Genomic DNA, 14,988 nt, shown 5'->3' on the forward strand with positions numbered 1-14,988 from the left:
CGTAGGCGGCATGAGCAGTACTCCTCGATTCATTCACCTCCGCGTTCATACCGAATATTCTTTGCTGGAAGGCGCCGTGCGGCTGAAAAAGCTGCCGGGTCTTTGTGAGAAGATGGAGATGCCCGCCGTCGCCGTTACCGACACCAACAGCATGTTCTCGGCCTTGGAATTTTCCGTGACCGCCAGCGGGGCCGGGGTGCAGCCGATCATGGGCTGTCAGGTCGACCTGACCTATGTAAAGGCGCAACCGGGAGAAAAGCCCAAAATGCCCGCGCCGCTTGTTTTGCTGGCGCAGTCCGAAGTGGGGTACGAGAACCTGATGAAGCTCAGTTCCTGCCTTTACGTCGACAAAGGTGGGCAGCTACCGCAGGTCACACTGGAAGAACTTGCGGACCGATCGGACGGCCTAATCTGCCTGACCGGCGGGCCGGATGGACCGGTTGGGATGCTTTTGCAGCAGGGGCAACGCCCGGCGGCGGAGGCTCTGGTAGATCGGCTGGTAGGGATGTTCCCAGACCGCCTCTATGTCGAATTGCAACGCCATCCGGGTGAGGGCGGTCAACCCGAGGCGGAACGCCTGACCGAACGCGGCCATGTCGAGATGGCCTACGCCAAGAACCTGCCGCTGGTTGCAACCAATGACGTCTATTTCCCGACCTCTGATATGTATGAGGCCCACGACGCGCTGATCTGTATCGCCGAGGGTGCCTATGTTGACCAGCAGGATGGCCGCCGCCGCCTGACCGCGCAACATTTCTTCAAGTCGCAGCAAGAGATGGCGACCCTGTTCGCGGACCTGCCTGAGGCTATCGAGAACACAGTCGAGATCGCCAAGCGCTGCGCTTTCATGGCCTATCGCCGTGATCCGATTCTGCCGAAATTTGCGGATGATGAGGTCGCCGAACTGCGCCGGATCGCCAATGAGGGTTTGCAGAAACGACTGGCCGTGATCCCGCATGCGGTGACGCCGGAGGAATATCAGGAACGGTTGGATTTCGAGCTGGGCATCATCGAAGGTATGGGCTTCCCCGGCTATTTCCTGATCGTTGCCGACTTTATCCAATGGGCTAAGGACCACGACATTCCAGTGGGGCCGGGGCGGGGTTCGGGTGCGGGCTCGCTGGTGGCCTACGCTCTGACGATCACCGACCTTGACCCGCTACGCTATTCGCTGCTGTTCGAACGGTTCCTGAACCCCGAGCGGGTCTCGATGCCTGACTTCGATATCGACTTCTGCATGGATCGCCGCGAAGAGGTGATCCGCTACGTGCAACAGAAATACGGCCGCGATAAGGTGGGGCAGATCATCACCTTCGGTGCCTTGCTGTCGAAGGCCGCGGTGCGCGATATTGGGCGCGTTCTGCAGATGCCATACGGGCAGGTGGACCGTCTGTCCAAGATGATCCCGGTGGAGGGTGTGAAACCCGTCTCCATCGAAAAGGCGCTGAAAGATGAGCCACGTCTGCGCGAAGAGGCCCGCAATGAGGAGGTCGTCGATCGTCTGTTAACCTACGGCCAACAGGTTGAGGGGTTGCTGCGGAACGCGTCAACCCATGCAGCGGGGGTTGTGATCGGGGATCGTCCGTTGGATGCGCTGGTTCCGCTGTATCAGGACCCTCGTTCCGACATGCCTGCAACCCAGTTCAATATGAAGTGGGTGGAGCAGGCTGGGCTGGTCAAGTTCGACTTTCTCGGCCTAAAGACCCTGACCGTTATCCAGAACGCGATGGACCTTATTTTCAAATCCGGCAGGTCGCTTCATATCGCGGCGGATGGCACCGAGCTTTATGAACCCGCTGACGGGGCCGAAAATCAGATCAACGCCATCCCGCTGGATGATGAGGCGACGTATAAACTCTACTCGGCGGCCAAGACCGTGGCCGTGTTCCAGGTGGAATCGTCGGGCATGATGGATGCGCTCAAGCGGATGAAGCCGACGTGTATCGAGGATATCGTTGCCCTCGTGGCGCTCTATCGCCCCGGCCCGATGGAAAACATCCCGACCTATTGCGAGGTCAAGAACGGGTTGCGCAAAATCACCTCGGTCCACCCTCTGATCGACCATATCCTTGAGGAAACGCAGGGCATCATCGTCTATCAGGAACAGGTGATGCAGATCGCGCAGGTGATGGCTGGGTACAGCCTTGGTGGCGCTGACCTGCTGCGCCGCGCGATGGGTAAGAAGATCAAAGAGGCGATGGACGCCGAGCGCCCCAAATTCGAAAAGGGCGCGGGCGAGAATGGCGTAGATGCCAGGAAGGCCAGCGAAGTCTTCGACTTGCTGGAGAAATTCGCCAACTACGGCTTCAACAAATCCCACGCGGCTGCTTATGCGGTTGTCAGCTATCAAACCGGTTGGCTGAAGGCGAACCACCCGGTTGAGTTTATGGCTGGCGTCATGAACTGCGATATCCACCTGACTGACAAGCTGGCCGTCTATTTCGAAGAGGTGCGCAAGGGACTTGAATTGCCCTATGTGCCGCCTTGTGTGAACCGTTCACTGGCAACCTTCGACGTTGTGAACGGCGAGTTGGTCTATGCGCTGGGCGCGCTGAAAAACGTGGGCGCCGAGGCGATGAACCTTGTGGTTGAGGGGCGCGGGGATAAGCCGTTCGTAAACCTCTTTGATTTTGCTCGTCGTGTCGACCTGAAGAAGGTCGGCAAGCGCCCGCTGGAAATGCTGGCCCGTGCCGGGGCGTTTGATCAGCTCGACAAGAACCGCCGCCGCGTGTTCGAAAGCCTTGATCCTTTGGTGCAATATTCTGCGGCGATCCACGACCAGAAGAACTCGAACCAGGTGTCGCTGTTTGGTGAGGCAGGGGATGATCTGCCCGAACCCCGTTTGTCGCCCACGCCCGACTGGCTACCCGCCGAACGCCTGAGCGAAGAATTCAAAGCCATAGGCTTCTATCTTTCTGGCCACCCACTGGATGACTACATGCCTGCGTTGAAGCGCAAGAAAGTCATGACGCTGGATGAGGTGACGGAAAAGGCGCGCTCGGGTCCGTTCATCGCCAAGATGGCCGGTGTTGTCTCGGGGCGGCAGGAACGGAAATCGGCCAAGGGCAACCGTTTTGCCTTTGCGCAATTGTCCGACCCGTCCGGAGCGTATGAAGTCACGCTGTTTTCGGAAACGCTGGAGAAATCGCGTGAATTTTTGGAAACCGGCGCGCAGGTGGTTCTGTCTGCCGAGGCAACGATGGAGTCGGACCAGTTGAAACTGCTGGCCCGCTCGGTGGGACCTGTGGATTCAGTCGTGGCCGAGGCGGGCGCGACAGGTTTGCGCATCTTCGTGGATGTGCCCGAAGTGCTGCCGACGGTCGCCAAGGTGCTTGAGGATGCCGCCGGAGCGGCCAAACGGGCCTCGAAAGGGCCGATTTACGTTTGTCTGCTGGATCCTGGCCTGCCGGGCGATGTCGAGATGGATCTGGGTCAGGACTTCCCGATCAACCCGCAGATCAAGGGCGCGATAAAGTCCCTGGATGGCGTGACCCTGGTCGAGGAAATCTGACCCTCCCATTTGTTGCCACAGAGTTTTTGCATCGCTAGGCTGAGTGCATGCCCAGTTTTAGGGCGTGTCACAGGAGGGCACAGCTATGGCAATTTCAACTATTGGATTCAAAACTCTGGCCATTGCGGTAACGACGTCGTTGGCTTTGGCATCTGCCGGATGGGCGGATGACAAGGACGACAAAAAGAAAAAGCAGACGATTGAAGGCGCTTTGATCGGGGCTGGTGTCGGCGCGCTGATCGGTGACGGCAAGGGTGCTGCGATCGGCGGCGTAGCCGGTGCCATAATTGGTCACAACTGGAAGTGATGGTGATGCGGTATTTTAGACTCAGAATGTCCGTTTGCGCCGCAGTCCTGGCGGCTCCTTGCGTAGTGATGGCCGATGACGCGGCTGAACAGATGGTACAGGACGCATTGCCTGTGATGCATTATACCTGCGCCTCGATCGCCGAAGAGGCGGATGGGGACGAAGCCTTTGTTGTGGAGGTTGTTGGGAAGATGACAGCCCTGTCGCTCTATAATCGTCAGGTCAACATCGAAGACCATGCGACCACGGACGAGGAAAAAGCCCAGCTGCGCGAAGCCTTCATTGCGGCTCTGTCAGAGGGATGCGCCGCGGATAAGGATGCCTTGCTGGGCGGCGTGGTCGACAATGCGGTGAAAACGACGCTGGGGTTGTGATGGGGTGCGGGTTGGTCGCGTTACAGCATGCCCACCGCGCAGCGGACCAGCCCCCAACCTTTGTCCATCCCGGTGGATTTTAGGCCAGTGACGAGGCGGTCGGACAGGAACAGCAGTTTAGGGACTTTCGGGTCCAGCCAGATATCCGGGCCGTTGAGGGCTTCTGGGGCTATGACAAGTTGGTCTTCCTTGTGGTGATTAGGTAAATAGACAACCCCTTCGGCGACACTAACGAGAGGTGTGTTGATCCCGCCCTCTGGACCCAGCGCCTCATAGTTGCCCATCGACCGTTTGTTGCCCACATTCAGCAAGAAATAAGGCTCGGTTGTTGATAGCCGCATTTCTTCTGAGTCCATGAGTGTAAGCGAGTGAAACACTGTTTCTCCCAGATCGAACCGTTCAAGAACAGCCTTTGCGGACTCGGAAACCAGAGGGTAGCCGCCTCCACTGATAAACGGAGGTGGGGAATATTCGGGATGTGTGTTGAAATACCAAAGGTCGCCGACCTGCTCATTGGTCAGGATTTCTCCGCGCTTCCAGCCGAGATCCGACTCGCTGACCATCCTCTTGGACCATTCGACCACTTCTGGAGTTTGCCTCAAGCGCCAGTCGCTGTACTCCTTGCGGAGTACAGCTTGTATGGCATTGATATTATTCACTGTTGTGGAAATCCACGCGCAGAGGTCGCCGTCCACGTCATTTACCATTGGCCAAACCTCAATAATGCGGCGGGCGTTCGTCTCCGAACACAACCCCGCCTGATCCTTCCTGCGCCCGTTCGGCCTCGCGCTGCAGTAGCATCTCGACGCGGCGTGTCAGGCGGTCGATCTCGGACTGCTGGCGGGTGACGACCGCGTTCAGTTCTTCGACCGTGCGGGTCAGATGGGCGATCTGTTCTTCCAGATGCTGCATGGGGGTCTCCTTCTGTGCCGGTCATAGCGACCCTGTGACGCCAAGGCCAGCGAAAGCGCGCCTTGCCCAGATGCGGGGCATGGGATAGACCGCGCGCGGAACAAGGATACTCCCAAGGACGCCCCACATGGCCAAGCCCAAGAAACAGCCCCGCCCCAAGGCAATTACGCCGAAAGGGTTCCGTGACTATTTCGGCGAGGAAGTCACGCAGCGCACCGAGATGCTGCGGACGATCGCGGGCGTTTATCATCGTTACGGGTTTGATGCCTTGGAAAGCAGCGCAGTAGAAACTGTCGAGGCGCTGGGCAAGTTCCTTCCCGATGTGGACCGCCCCAATGAGGGGGTGTTCGCATGGCAGGAATTCGACGAAGGCGGCAATGGCGATTGGATGGCGCTGCGCTATGATCTGACCGCGCCTTTGGCCCGCGTCTATGCGCAGCATCGCAACGATCTACCAACGCCTTATCGTCGCTATGCGATGGGTCCGGTCTGGCGGAACGAAAAGCCGGGGCCGGGGCGGTATCGCCAGTTCTATCAATGTGATGCGGATACGGTCGGTACGGCCTCGATGGCCGCCGATGCCGAGATCTGCGCGATGCTGTCGGATACGTTGGAAACCGTGGGCATCCCCCGCGGCGACTATCTGGTGCGCGTAAACAACCGCAAGGTTCTGAACGGTGTGCTGGAGGCGATGGGCTTGGGCGAGGATGTAACCGCCCGCGACAACGTTCTGCGGACCATAGATAAGTTCGACAAGGTCGGCGAAGCCGGTGTGCGTGAGCTTCTGACCAGTGGTCGTTTGGATGCGTCGGGTGCGTTCATCGACGGTGTGGGCCTGAGCGATGATCAGGCCGAGCCGGTTATCGCGTTCCTGACGTCCAAGGCTGCGGATACCGCCGGGACGTTGGCCAACTTGCGCGCTGCAGTTGGTAACAGCAAGATCGGTGCGGACGGGATTGCAGAGCTGGAACAGATTGGTGCGCTGCTGGATGCGGGTGGTTACGGCGCGGACCGGATTGAGATCGACCCCTCGGTCGTTCGTGGTTTGGGTTACTACACCGGGCCGGTTTATGAGGCTGAACTGACCTTTGAGATTTTTGACGAGAAAGGCCGCAAGCGGCAGTTCGGGTCAGTCTCGGGCGGTGGGCGCTATGACGATCTGGTCAAACGCTTCACCGGGCAGGAAGTGCCCGCGACCGGCATCTCCATTGGGGTTGACCGCCTGCTGGCCGCTCTGCGCGAAAAGGGCCGGATCGCCGCTCAAGCGACAGGCCCTGTGGTTGTTACCGTCATGGATCGTGACCGGATGGCCGACTATCAGGCGATGGTGGCCGAACTACGCAATGCGGGCATCCGGGCCGAGGTCTATCTGGGCAACCCCAAGAACTTTGGCAATCAGTTGAAATATGCGGACAAGCGGAACTCACCGATTGCGGTGATCGAGGGCGGCGATGAAAAGGCCAATGGGATTGTGCAGATCAAGGACCTGATCCTTGGCGCAAAGATCGCCGAAAGCGCCACGCTGGAGGAATGGAAAGAACGCCCCAGCCAGTTCGAAGTGCCGCGCGGCGATCTGGTCGCCAAGGTGCGCGAAATTCTGGACAGTCAGGACTGAGCCATGCCCAACCGTTCCCAGATACAGGCCCGCGCCGCGATGATGCGCGTCCGGTTCGAGGCCGCAGGTGCGCAGGTTGTCGATCCGCCGCTGCTGCAATCGGCAGAAACGCTGCTGGATCTCTATGGAGAGGATATCCGTGCCCGCGCCTATGTGACCTCGGACGCGCTGCGTGGTGAGCAGATGCTGCGCCCGGATTTCACTCTGCCCGTTGTGCAGATGCACATGTCCGAAGGCGCCGAGCCGGCACGATATACCTATTCCGGTGAGGTCTTCCGACGCCAGGAACACGATCCCGAACGTTCCAACGAGTATATTCAGGTCGGGTATGAGGTTTTTGACCGCGACGATCCCTCTGGCGCTGATGCCGAGGTGTTTTCGCTCTTTGCGCTGCAACTGCGTGGCCTGCCGCTGCGCGCAGCAACCGGCGATATCGGGATTCTGACCGCTGCGGTTCAGGGTCTGAAGACTACGGATCGCCGAAAAGCGGCGCTGATGCGTCACCTGTGGCGCCCGCGTCGTTTCCGCATATTGCTGGAGCGTTTTGCCGGTCGCAAACCCGGTCCCGAGGGGCGCGACACGTTGCTGGATGGCAAAGACCCCCTGAACGTGGATGCCCCCATGATCGGCAAACGCCGCGCATCTGAGATTGAAGCTCGGATCGAAGCCCTGCGCGAAGATCGCGATACACCGCCGATTTCCGACAACGAACTGGCCGGGCTGGAAACGCTCCTCAACGTACGCGAAACGATGCCTTTCGCGCTGGAACAGTTGCGGGATGTGGCGGTTGATTTGCCGCAGATCACCCCGGCATTGGATCGGCTTGAGGAGCGAGTGGCCTCGTTGCAGGCGCGTGGCGTCGACGTGGAGCGGCTGGATTTCGAGGCCGCTTATGGCCGAACCTCAATGGAGTACTATGACGGATTCGTCTTTGGTTTTTATGCCGAGGGTCGCCCTGATCTGCCTCCGATTGCCACCGGTGGGCGCTATGACGCGCTGACCCGGCAATTGGGCAATGGTGCTGAGATCCCTGCGGTGGGTGGTGTTTTACGCCCCGACCTGATGCTGGAAATCGAGGAGGCCGCACAATGAGCCTGAAACTGGGCGTGCCCTCCAAGGGCCGGTTGATGGAGAAAACCTTCGGTTGGTTCGAAAAACGCGGCATCACTTTGTCGCGCAGCGGTTCGGACAGAGAGTATGCCGGAAAGGTTGAAGGGATCGACGGAGTCTCGCTGATCCTGCTGTCTGCCGGAGAAATCCCGCGTGAACTGGCCGCTGGGCGCATTCATCTGGGTGTCACCGGGATCGACCTCGTGCAGGAAAAACTGCCACGCTGGGAACAGCAGGTGGAAGAGATTTCGCAGTTGGGTTTCGGAAAGGCCGACCTGATAATTGCCACTCCGGCCTGCTGGGTCGACGTGGACTCGCTGGATGATCTGGATGCGGCTGCGGCTGCTTTTCGCAAGACCCACGGCCACCGGTTGCGGATTGCAACCAAGTATCACCGTCTGGTGCGTGAGTTCCTGACCGATGCGGGCGTGGCCGATTACACTCTGGTCGACAGTCAGGGTGCAACCGAGGGCACTGTGATGAACGAAACGGCAGAGGCGATTGCCGATATCACTTCGACCGGAGAAACCCTGCGGGCAAACCACCTGAAGATTCTGTCGGACGGGTTGATCCTGCAATCACAGGCGACACTATGGCGGAGCCGGGTTGCGAAATACGACGAAGCAGACAAAGCAGTTTTGTCTGATTTGCTGGACCGCTTGAGTTAAAGCACGCCAATCTCGGCCAGCGCGCGATTCAGATCGTCGGGCAGGGCATCGTCCTGCTCGCGTCCTTTGGGCAGGTCGGCGGGCGTATCCTCGGGCTTCAGATATCGCCACCCCTGGAACGGGCGTTTCAGAGCGTTCTGGGTGCGGTGAACCTCTGGGTCCAGAACGATGGCGCAGCGGCGGATGCCGTCTTCTCCACGCACCTCGTCTAGCCGCAGAATGCGCTGTCGGCATTGGATCACGCCCTTGATCACCCAATAGATTGATCCGCCGTTCAGAATCTCGGCTTCGCGTTTCGGCCACATGCGTGTGACATGGCGCGGGCAACCGTCCTCATAGAGCGGTTTTCGGCTGTCCTGCCACGCGATCAGCGTGTCGACGCTTTCCGATCCGACGGAAAGTTTTATGAGGTTTACGTACTTATCCACAGTTTCCCCACAGAGTCGTCCCGAGGCCTATCTTTATATTGTAGCTTGGTATCGGTTGTCATCAAGGTGTTGTGGTCTAGATGTGATTTAGGGTAGTCTGGATACCTCTTTCAGAACAGGGAATCACCAATGAGCCGCTTTGCCGCCCCCATCGCCGAGCAGATCTGGGACATGAAATACCGTTTCAAAAAGGCGGATGGCACGCCCATCGACCAAACGGTCGAGGACAGCTGGCGGCGCATCGCCCGCGATCTGGCGAGGGTCGAGAAAGACCAGGCGCTTTGGGAAGAAAAATTTTATGAAGCGCTCGAGGATTTCAAATACCTGCCTGCGGGACGTATCACGGCTGGTGCGGGCACTGCGCGGCAGGTGACCCTGTTCAACTGTTTTGTCATGGGGACCGTGCCGGACAGCATGGGCGGTATCTTTGACATGCTGAAAGAGGCTGCGCTGACCATGCAGCAGGGTGGGGGTATTGGGTATGATTTCTCGACCATCCGTCCTCGCGGCGCGGATGTGCATGGGGTGGCCGCCGATGCCTCGGGACCTTTGAGCTTCATGGATGTGTGGGATGCGATGTGCCGCACCATCATGTCCGCAGGCTCGCGTCGCGGGGCTATGATGGCGACGATGCGGTGTGACCATCCGGATATCGAACAATTCATTACTGCCAAATCCGACCCGGCGCGGCTGCGGATGTTCAATATGTCGGTGCTGGTTACCGACCCCTTCATGGAAGCGGTCAAGGCTGACGGACCGTGGGAGTTGGTCTTCGACGATAAGGTCTATCACACCGTTCAGGCGCGTGATCTTTGGAACAAGATCATGCAGGCCACCTATGATTATGCCGAGCCGGGCGTGATTTTCATCGACCGGATCAATCTGGCCAACAACCTCAGCTATGTTGAAACCATTGCTGCGACAAACCCCTGTGGTGAGCAACCCCTGCCGCCTTATGGTGCGTGTTTGTTGGGTTCGATTAATCTGGCGCGTCTGGTGGCTGAGCCATTCGAAAAGAAAGCCCACCTGGACGAGGCGGCCATGCAGGAATTGGTCGCGACGGCCGTTCGGATGATGGACAACGTGGTGGATGCGTCGAAATTCCCGCTGCCCGAGCAGGCCGCCGAAGCTCAAGCTAAGCGCCGTATCGGACTGGGTGTGACAGGACTGGCGGACGCTCTGTTGATGCTGGGCCTGCGCTATGGTTCGGACGAGGCGGCGCGTCAGACCGAGCGCTGGTTGCACGCGATCGCCCGCGCCGCGTATCTGGCGTCGGTCGACTTGGCGAAGGAAAAAGGCGCATTCCCCTTGTTTGATGCCGAGAAGTATCTGGCGAGCGGCACGATGCAGCAGATGGATGAAGACGTGCGCGATGCAATTCGCGAACACGGCATCCGCAACGCGCTGCTGACCTCGATTGCGCCGACCGGAACGATCTCTCTCTACGCCGGAAACGTATCCTCGGGGATTGAGCCGGTCTTCGCCTATGCCTATACGCGTAAGGTGCTGCAGAAGGATGGCTCGCGGACCGAGGAAGAGGTCGTCGACTACGCCGTGCAAATGTGGCGCGACAAATTTGGCGAAAAGGACCTACCGGATTATTTCGTCAACGCGCAGACCTTGTCTCCGTCCGATCACGTCAAAATGCAGGCGGCGGCGCAAAAATGGATCGACAGCTCAATCTCTAAGACGATCAACTGTCCCGAAGATATCAGCTTTGACGCCTTTAAGGACGTTTACATGCAAGCCTGGGATCAGGGCTGTAAGGGTTGCACGACCTATCGCCCCAATGATGTGACCGGATCGGTGCTGACCGTCTCCGAAAGCGACGACAAAGCACCCGGCGAAAGCGCCACCGCCCCGCATGAGGTCGATGGGGGTGAGGTGGTTTACATGTCCGAACCGCTCGACCGTCCTCAATCGCTTGAAGGCTCGACCTATAAGCTGAAATGGCCCGACAGCGAGCACGCGATCTATCTGACCATCAACGACATTGTCATTGGTGGTCGCCGCCGTCCATTCGAGGTGTTCATCAACTCGAAAAACATGGAGCACTATGCTTGGACGCTGGCGCTGACGCGGATGATTTCTGCCGTATTCCGTCGGGGCGGAGATGTGTCCTTTGTGGTCGAGGAGCTTAAAGCCGTATTTGATCCGCGTGGTGGAGCATGGGTGCAAGGTAAGTACATTCCTTCAATTCTCGCCGCGATTGGAGGCGTGATCGAACAACACCTGATCAATATCGGATTTCTGGAAGGCGAAGGCATGGGGTTGAAGTCCGATCCGCAAGCGCAGGTAGTCAATATGGACGCACCGCGCGGCAAAGCCTGCCCGTCCTGTGGCCAGTTCGACATGGTGATGATCGAAGGGTGCATGACTTGCCGCAGCTGCGGTCATTCCAAGTGTGGATAGGTGTCAATGACGTAATCTTGCAGTTCTGGGTTTAGTTTGGCTGGGATAGTACCCGCCAGACGGGAATAGTTGAATCTCTTGAGCAACATTTCCGTGAACGCTGCATTAACGTCTCTTTTCCGCCTTATTTTACGTTGATATGACGGTCGCAGTTAGCAGTGATGGGTTGAAGGTGCAGGCGGTAAAATGAGAGCCGGAAAAAGCGGTCGTGTAGCCATAAAATGGGGTCAAACGGAAATTGACGGATTGGAGGCGGCGCCTCAGTCTTTTCTTCGCGTCGGAGCGGCCTGGTCTTGGCGAGGGCAAGTACGGTTTCTGATCGAATCGAGAGAGCAGGCGCTGGAACGCGCCGGAAGCCCTCTTGAAAGCACGACTTTGACACTGGGTCATGAAGAACTGGATCAGATTTATCCGGATGCAGCGAGCGGTGTGCTTGTGTTGACCAACGGCGCGCAAACCTTCACGGCAAGTTTGCTCCAAGTTAGTGGTGAGTTCGCTCCAGTTCTGGTTTTCGAAGGCGACTGTCCGGCGCGGGATCAAGAGTTTTGGGTCAGCGAATACACTGAAACTGATTCCAAAAGTGGCGAAGTGGCTGGAATGGGTGACACGGTTGTCGCGTTTCCGCCTCGAACACAGTTGGAGTTGGGCGATCAGGGTCAACGGCGGGTGGTCTCTGCCGGACGTAGGACCGACTGACGCTTCAACTGCTCATCAACTTTTGACGGAAATACCAAAGCAAAGCTGTACGGTGTGTTGACTCTGCTGTTTTCGCGGATATAAGCGCGGCTTCATTGGTGTTGGTGGCCCCCGCAAGGGGATGCCTGTCATGGGGGAAACCTCAAGAGGACAACGCCCTTCATAGTGGCCCATTCGGGCTTCGACCTAAAGAAGGAGATCAGCCGTGACCAAACGCACGTCTGCCAAGTACAAAATCGACCGCCGGATGGGCGAAAACATCTGGGGTCGTCCGAAATCCCCGATCAACCGTCGTGAATATGGCCCCGGCCAGCACGGTCAGCGCCGCAAGGGCAAACTGTCGGACTTCGGTCTGCAGCTTCGCGCCAAGCAGAAGCTGAAAGGTTACTATGGCGACCTGACCGAGAAGCAGTTCCGCCGCATCTACGCCGAAGCCGAGCGTGTAAAAGGCGACACCGGTGAAAACCTGATCGGTCTGCTGGAGCGCCGCCTGGACGCTGTTGTTTACCGCGCAAAGTTCGTACCGACCGTCTTCGCTGCACGTCAGTTCGTGAACCACGGCCACGTCAAAGTGAACGGCAAGCGGGTCAACATCCCCAGCTACCGCGTCAAAGAAGGTGACGTGATCGAAGTACGTGATAAGTCCAAGCAACTGGCTGTTGTTCTGGAAGCTGTTGCACTGGCCGAGCGTGATGTGCCTGACTACATCGACGCCGACCATTCGAAAATGACCGCGACCTTCGTTCGCGCACCGGGCCTGAGCGATGTGCCTTACCCGGTCATGATGGAACCGAACCTGGTCGTCGAATTCTACGCGAAAAACTAATCTTCGCCTGCATCGAATTCCGAAAGACCGCGCCATCTGGCGCGGTCTTTTTTTGTTTATAGGGGGATGCTGCCCCATCGCGGCAGGCCGCGACTCCCCCGAGGTATTTTTGGCCAGATGGAGAGTTGATCAGAGAGGCAAAGGCCGCCCCTCGGCGATCGCCTCCATTGCGAAATAGGATGTGACACTGTCCAGCTCGACCTTTTCGATCAGGCGCTGATAGACCTTGTCGTATGACGCCATGTCCTGCGTGACCACTTTCAGCTGATAGTCATAGTCGCCACCGATCCTATGAAAATCCACTACCTCGGGGATCGTCAGAACGTGGCTGCGGAAGGCCTGCAACCATTCGGCCGAATGATGCCGGGTCCGCAGCATGACAAAGACCACAAGGCTTAGCCCAAGCTTTTCCCGTTCGATCCGTGCTGTAGAGCCGAGCAGCACGCCGTTGTCGTTCAACGCTTTTAGCCGCCGCCAGCAGGCATTCTGGGACAAACCAACCCGGTCCGCCAGCTCGCGTTGTGACAGGGTGGCGTCTTTTTGAAGCTCTTTCAGGATGTGCGTGTCAATTTGATCTAATTTTTCTGACATACTAAGTCATATGACACAATATTTGGCAAAAAACAGCAAAGAAAAGTAAAGTTTATGCATTGGTAATCAATCATATTGGATGGGCAATACGGAGCCTTCGCCATGACCCTGTCCAAATTTCGCGCAGACATCCAAACCACCACTCGCAATTCAAGCCTGCGCGAGGGGTTGATCGGAGAGAATGTTCTGATCCCGGGTCTGCACGGGGACGTACCGCTGGTTTACGCGGATTACGTCGCCTCGGGCCGTGCGCTGCGGCAGGTTGAGGATTTTGTCGCCGAACAGGTGCTGCCCTTCTATGCCAACAGCCACACCGAGGCCTCCTATTGCGGTTCTTACATGACGCGTCTGCGCGGCGAGGCGCGCGCTGAGATTGCCCGCATCGTTGGTGCGAGGGGAGAGGACGCGGTGATCTTTACCGGGTCTGGCGCCACTGCGGGTTTGAACCGGCTGGTCAGCTTGTTAGGTGTGGATGCCGCTGACCGGCCGGTTGTTTTGATCGGGCCGTATGAGCATCATTCGAACATCCTGCCGTGGCGGGAAAGCAAGGCGCGTGTGATCGAAATTCCCGAGGCGCCCGAGGGTGGTGTTGATCTTGTCGTGCTAGAGCGGATGTTGGTGGACCATGCTGCGTCCGATTTGATCATCGGTTCCTTTTCAGCGGCATCCAATGTGACAGGCATCATAACGGACCCGGACCCGATCGCGCGATTGCTCAAGGCGCATCGGGCGGTTTCAGTCTGGGATTACGCGGGTGGCGGGCCTTACTTGCCAATGGATATGGGGCCGGAGGACGCCCGCAAGGATGCGATCGTTGTGTCTCCGCACAAGTTTCCGGGTGGGCCGGGCGCGTCGGGCGTTTTGATCGTCAACCAGAATGCGGTGAAGCGTACATGCCCCAGTTGGCCCGGCGGCGGCACGGTCAGTTTTGTCTCGCCCTGGCGGCACGATTACAGCGAGGATCTGGCGACGCGGGAAGAGGCCGGCACCCCCAATGTGATCGGTGATATCCGTGCAGCGCTGGCATTTATCATCAAAGATGTCGTAGGCACCGACGAAATTGCCCGCCTGGAGGCCAAGTACAATCACATGGCGCTGCAGGGGTGGGGCGACAACCCCAACCTGACTCTATTGGGCACTGACAATCCACATCGCCTGCCGATCTATTCCTTTCTCGTACGGGACAATTCCGGCCAGCCGGTGCATCAGCAACTTTTCACACGGATGCTCAGTGACATCTATGGCATTCAGGCGCGAGGCGGTTGTGCCTGCGCCGGGCCGTATGCACATCGTTTGCTGGGCATCGATCGCGCAACGTCGGATGAATTGCACGCGGCACTGTCTGCGGGGGAAGAGATGAAGAAACCCGGCTGGGTGCGTCTGAACTTCTCATATCTGATGAGCGAGGAGACCGTTCAGTTCATCATCGACAGCGTCAACGACCTGTCACGCCGAACCGAGGAATTCGTGCCATTCTACAGCGCGGACCCGGCGACGGCCCGCTTCAAAGCGGCGTAACGGAATTGCCGCTTTTCTCA

Annotated in this window: 14 protein-coding genes; 10 read left to right on the plus strand and 4 right to left on the minus strand. The window is 58.2% G+C overall.

Annotated features, from left to right (window positions below):
- Positions 1-10 precede the first annotated feature (10 nt).
- The 3 genes from dnaE to ABLN94_RS03245 all read left to right on the plus strand — a co-directional run bounded on the left by dnaE (position 11) and on the right by ABLN94_RS03245 (position 4,192).
- Positions 11-3,511, plus strand: coding sequence for a DNA polymerase III subunit alpha (dnaE, locus tag ABLN94_RS03235; RefSeq protein ID WP_352989090.1), 3,501 nt, complete (start codon positions 11-13; stop codon positions 3,509-3,511).
- 85 nt (positions 3,512-3,596) lie between these two features.
- Positions 3,597-3,818, plus strand: coding sequence for a YMGG-like glycine zipper-containing protein (locus ABLN94_RS03240; RefSeq protein ID WP_352989093.1), 222 nt, complete (start codon positions 3,597-3,599; stop codon positions 3,816-3,818).
- A gap of 5 nt (positions 3,819-3,823) precedes the next feature.
- On the plus strand, positions 3,824-4,192 hold the full coding sequence (locus ABLN94_RS03245) for a hypothetical protein (protein ID WP_352989096.1): 369 nt from the start codon (positions 3,824-3,826) through the stop codon (positions 4,190-4,192).
- A 20-nt stretch (positions 4,193-4,212) separates the two neighbouring features.
- On the opposite strand, the gene ABLN94_RS03250 is transcribed toward ABLN94_RS03245, so the two are convergent.
- Complete coding sequence (locus ABLN94_RS03250) at positions 4,213-4,899, minus strand: hypothetical protein (protein ID WP_352989098.1); 687 nt, start codon at positions 4,897-4,899, stop codon at positions 4,213-4,215.
- Between the two features lie 10 nt (positions 4,900-4,909).
- Positions 4,910-5,104, minus strand: coding sequence for a SlyX family protein (locus ABLN94_RS03255; protein ID WP_352989100.1), 195 nt, complete (start codon positions 5,102-5,104; stop codon positions 4,910-4,912).
- A 127-nt stretch (positions 5,105-5,231) separates the two neighbouring features.
- Between ABLN94_RS03255 and hisS the strand changes: the two genes are divergently transcribed.
- From hisS to hisG, 3 genes are read left to right on the plus strand one after another with little or no spacing between them, the layout of a single operon-like run.
- Complete coding sequence (gene hisS / locus ABLN94_RS03260) at positions 5,232-6,719, plus strand: histidine--tRNA ligase (protein WP_352989103.1); 1,488 nt, start codon at positions 5,232-5,234, stop codon at positions 6,717-6,719.
- A gap of 3 nt (positions 6,720-6,722) precedes the next feature.
- Positions 6,723-7,811: an ATP phosphoribosyltransferase regulatory subunit gene (locus ABLN94_RS03265; protein ID WP_352989106.1), complete on the plus strand. Its 1,089-nt coding sequence runs from the start codon at positions 6,723-6,725 to the stop codon at positions 7,809-7,811.
- The gene (gene hisG / locus ABLN94_RS03270; protein ID WP_352989109.1) at positions 7,808-8,497 is read left to right on the plus strand and encodes an ATP phosphoribosyltransferase; all 690 of its coding nucleotides are present in this window, start codon (positions 7,808-7,810) and stop codon (positions 8,495-8,497) included. The genes ABLN94_RS03265 and hisG overlap by 4 nt, the downstream gene beginning before the upstream one ends.
- Here the strand turns inward: hisG and ABLN94_RS03275 are convergent.
- Entirely contained in the window at positions 8,494-8,925 is a 432-nt protein-coding gene (locus tag ABLN94_RS03275) for a DUF1489 family protein (protein WP_170495742.1), read from the minus strand. The genes hisG and ABLN94_RS03275 overlap by 4 nt on opposite strands.
- Positions 8,926-9,054: 129 nt before the next feature.
- Between ABLN94_RS03275 and ABLN94_RS03280 the strand changes: the two genes are divergently transcribed.
- The 3 genes from ABLN94_RS03280 to rpsD all read left to right on the plus strand — a co-directional run bounded on the left by ABLN94_RS03280 (position 9,055) and on the right by rpsD (position 12,859).
- On the plus strand, positions 9,055-11,337 hold the full coding sequence (locus tag ABLN94_RS03280) for an adenosylcobalamin-dependent ribonucleoside-diphosphate reductase (RefSeq protein WP_352989112.1): 2,283 nt from the start codon (positions 9,055-9,057) through the stop codon (positions 11,335-11,337).
- Positions 11,338-11,523: 186 nt separating this feature from the next.
- The gene (locus ABLN94_RS03285; protein WP_352989115.1) at positions 11,524-12,033 is read left to right on the plus strand and encodes a hypothetical protein; all 510 of its coding nucleotides are present in this window, start codon (positions 11,524-11,526) and stop codon (positions 12,031-12,033) included.
- Positions 12,034-12,238: 205 nt separating this feature from the next.
- Entirely contained in the window at positions 12,239-12,859 is a 621-nt protein-coding gene (rpsD, locus tag ABLN94_RS03290) for a 30S ribosomal protein S4 (protein WP_170325974.1), read from the plus strand.
- 129 nt (positions 12,860-12,988) lie between these two features.
- On the opposite strand, the gene ABLN94_RS03295 is transcribed toward rpsD, so the two are convergent.
- Positions 12,989-13,450 carry an Lrp/AsnC family transcriptional regulator gene (locus tag ABLN94_RS03295; protein WP_352989119.1) on the minus strand — a complete coding sequence of 154 codons (462 nt, stop codon included), beginning with the start codon at positions 13,448-13,450 and terminating at the stop codon, positions 12,989-12,991.
- Between the two features lie 102 nt (positions 13,451-13,552).
- Here ABLN94_RS03295 and ABLN94_RS03300 point away from each other — a divergent pair, with 102 nt between their 5' ends.
- Positions 13,553-14,968: an aminotransferase class V-fold PLP-dependent enzyme gene (locus ABLN94_RS03300; RefSeq protein ID WP_352989121.1), complete on the plus strand. Its 1,416-nt coding sequence runs from the start codon at positions 13,553-13,555 to the stop codon at positions 14,966-14,968.
- The last annotated feature ends 20 nt before the right edge of the window (positions 14,969-14,988 follow it).

The organism is Ruegeria sp. SCP11, from assembly GCF_040329455.1.
Classification (GTDB): Bacteria; Pseudomonadota; Alphaproteobacteria; order Rhodobacterales; family Rhodobacteraceae; genus Ruegeria; species Ruegeria atlantica_E.

Coding starts and splice junctions, on each gene's coding strand:
- dnaE (WP_352989090.1), top strand. CDS start 11: ATGAGCAGTACTCCTCGATTCATTCACCTCCGCGTTCATACCGAATAT.
- ABLN94_RS03240 (WP_352989093.1), top strand. CDS start 3,597: ATGGCAATTTCAACTATTGGATTCAAAACTCTGGCCATTGCGGTAACG.
- ABLN94_RS03245 (WP_352989096.1), top strand. CDS start 3,824: ATGCGGTATTTTAGACTCAGAATGTCCGTTTGCGCCGCAGTCCTGGCG.
- ABLN94_RS03250 (WP_352989098.1), bottom strand. CDS start 4,899: ATGGTAAATGACGTGGACGGCGACCTCTGCGCGTGGATTTCCACAACA.
- ABLN94_RS03255 (WP_352989100.1), bottom strand. CDS start 5,104: ATGCAGCATCTGGAAGAACAGATCGCCCATCTGACCCGCACGGTCGAA.
- hisS (WP_352989103.1), top strand. CDS start 5,232: ATGGCCAAGCCCAAGAAACAGCCCCGCCCCAAGGCAATTACGCCGAAA.
- ABLN94_RS03265 (WP_352989106.1), top strand. CDS start 6,723: ATGCCCAACCGTTCCCAGATACAGGCCCGCGCCGCGATGATGCGCGTC.
- hisG (WP_352989109.1), top strand. CDS start 7,808: ATGAGCCTGAAACTGGGCGTGCCCTCCAAGGGCCGGTTGATGGAGAAA.
- ABLN94_RS03280 (WP_352989112.1), top strand. CDS start 9,055: ATGAGCCGCTTTGCCGCCCCCATCGCCGAGCAGATCTGGGACATGAAA.
- ABLN94_RS03285 (WP_352989115.1), top strand. CDS start 11,524: ATGAGAGCCGGAAAAAGCGGTCGTGTAGCCATAAAATGGGGTCAAACG.
- ABLN94_RS03295 (WP_352989119.1), bottom strand. CDS start 13,450: ATGTCAGAAAAATTAGATCAAATTGACACGCACATCCTGAAAGAGCTT.
- ABLN94_RS03300 (WP_352989121.1), top strand. CDS start 13,553: ATGACCCTGTCCAAATTTCGCGCAGACATCCAAACCACCACTCGCAAT.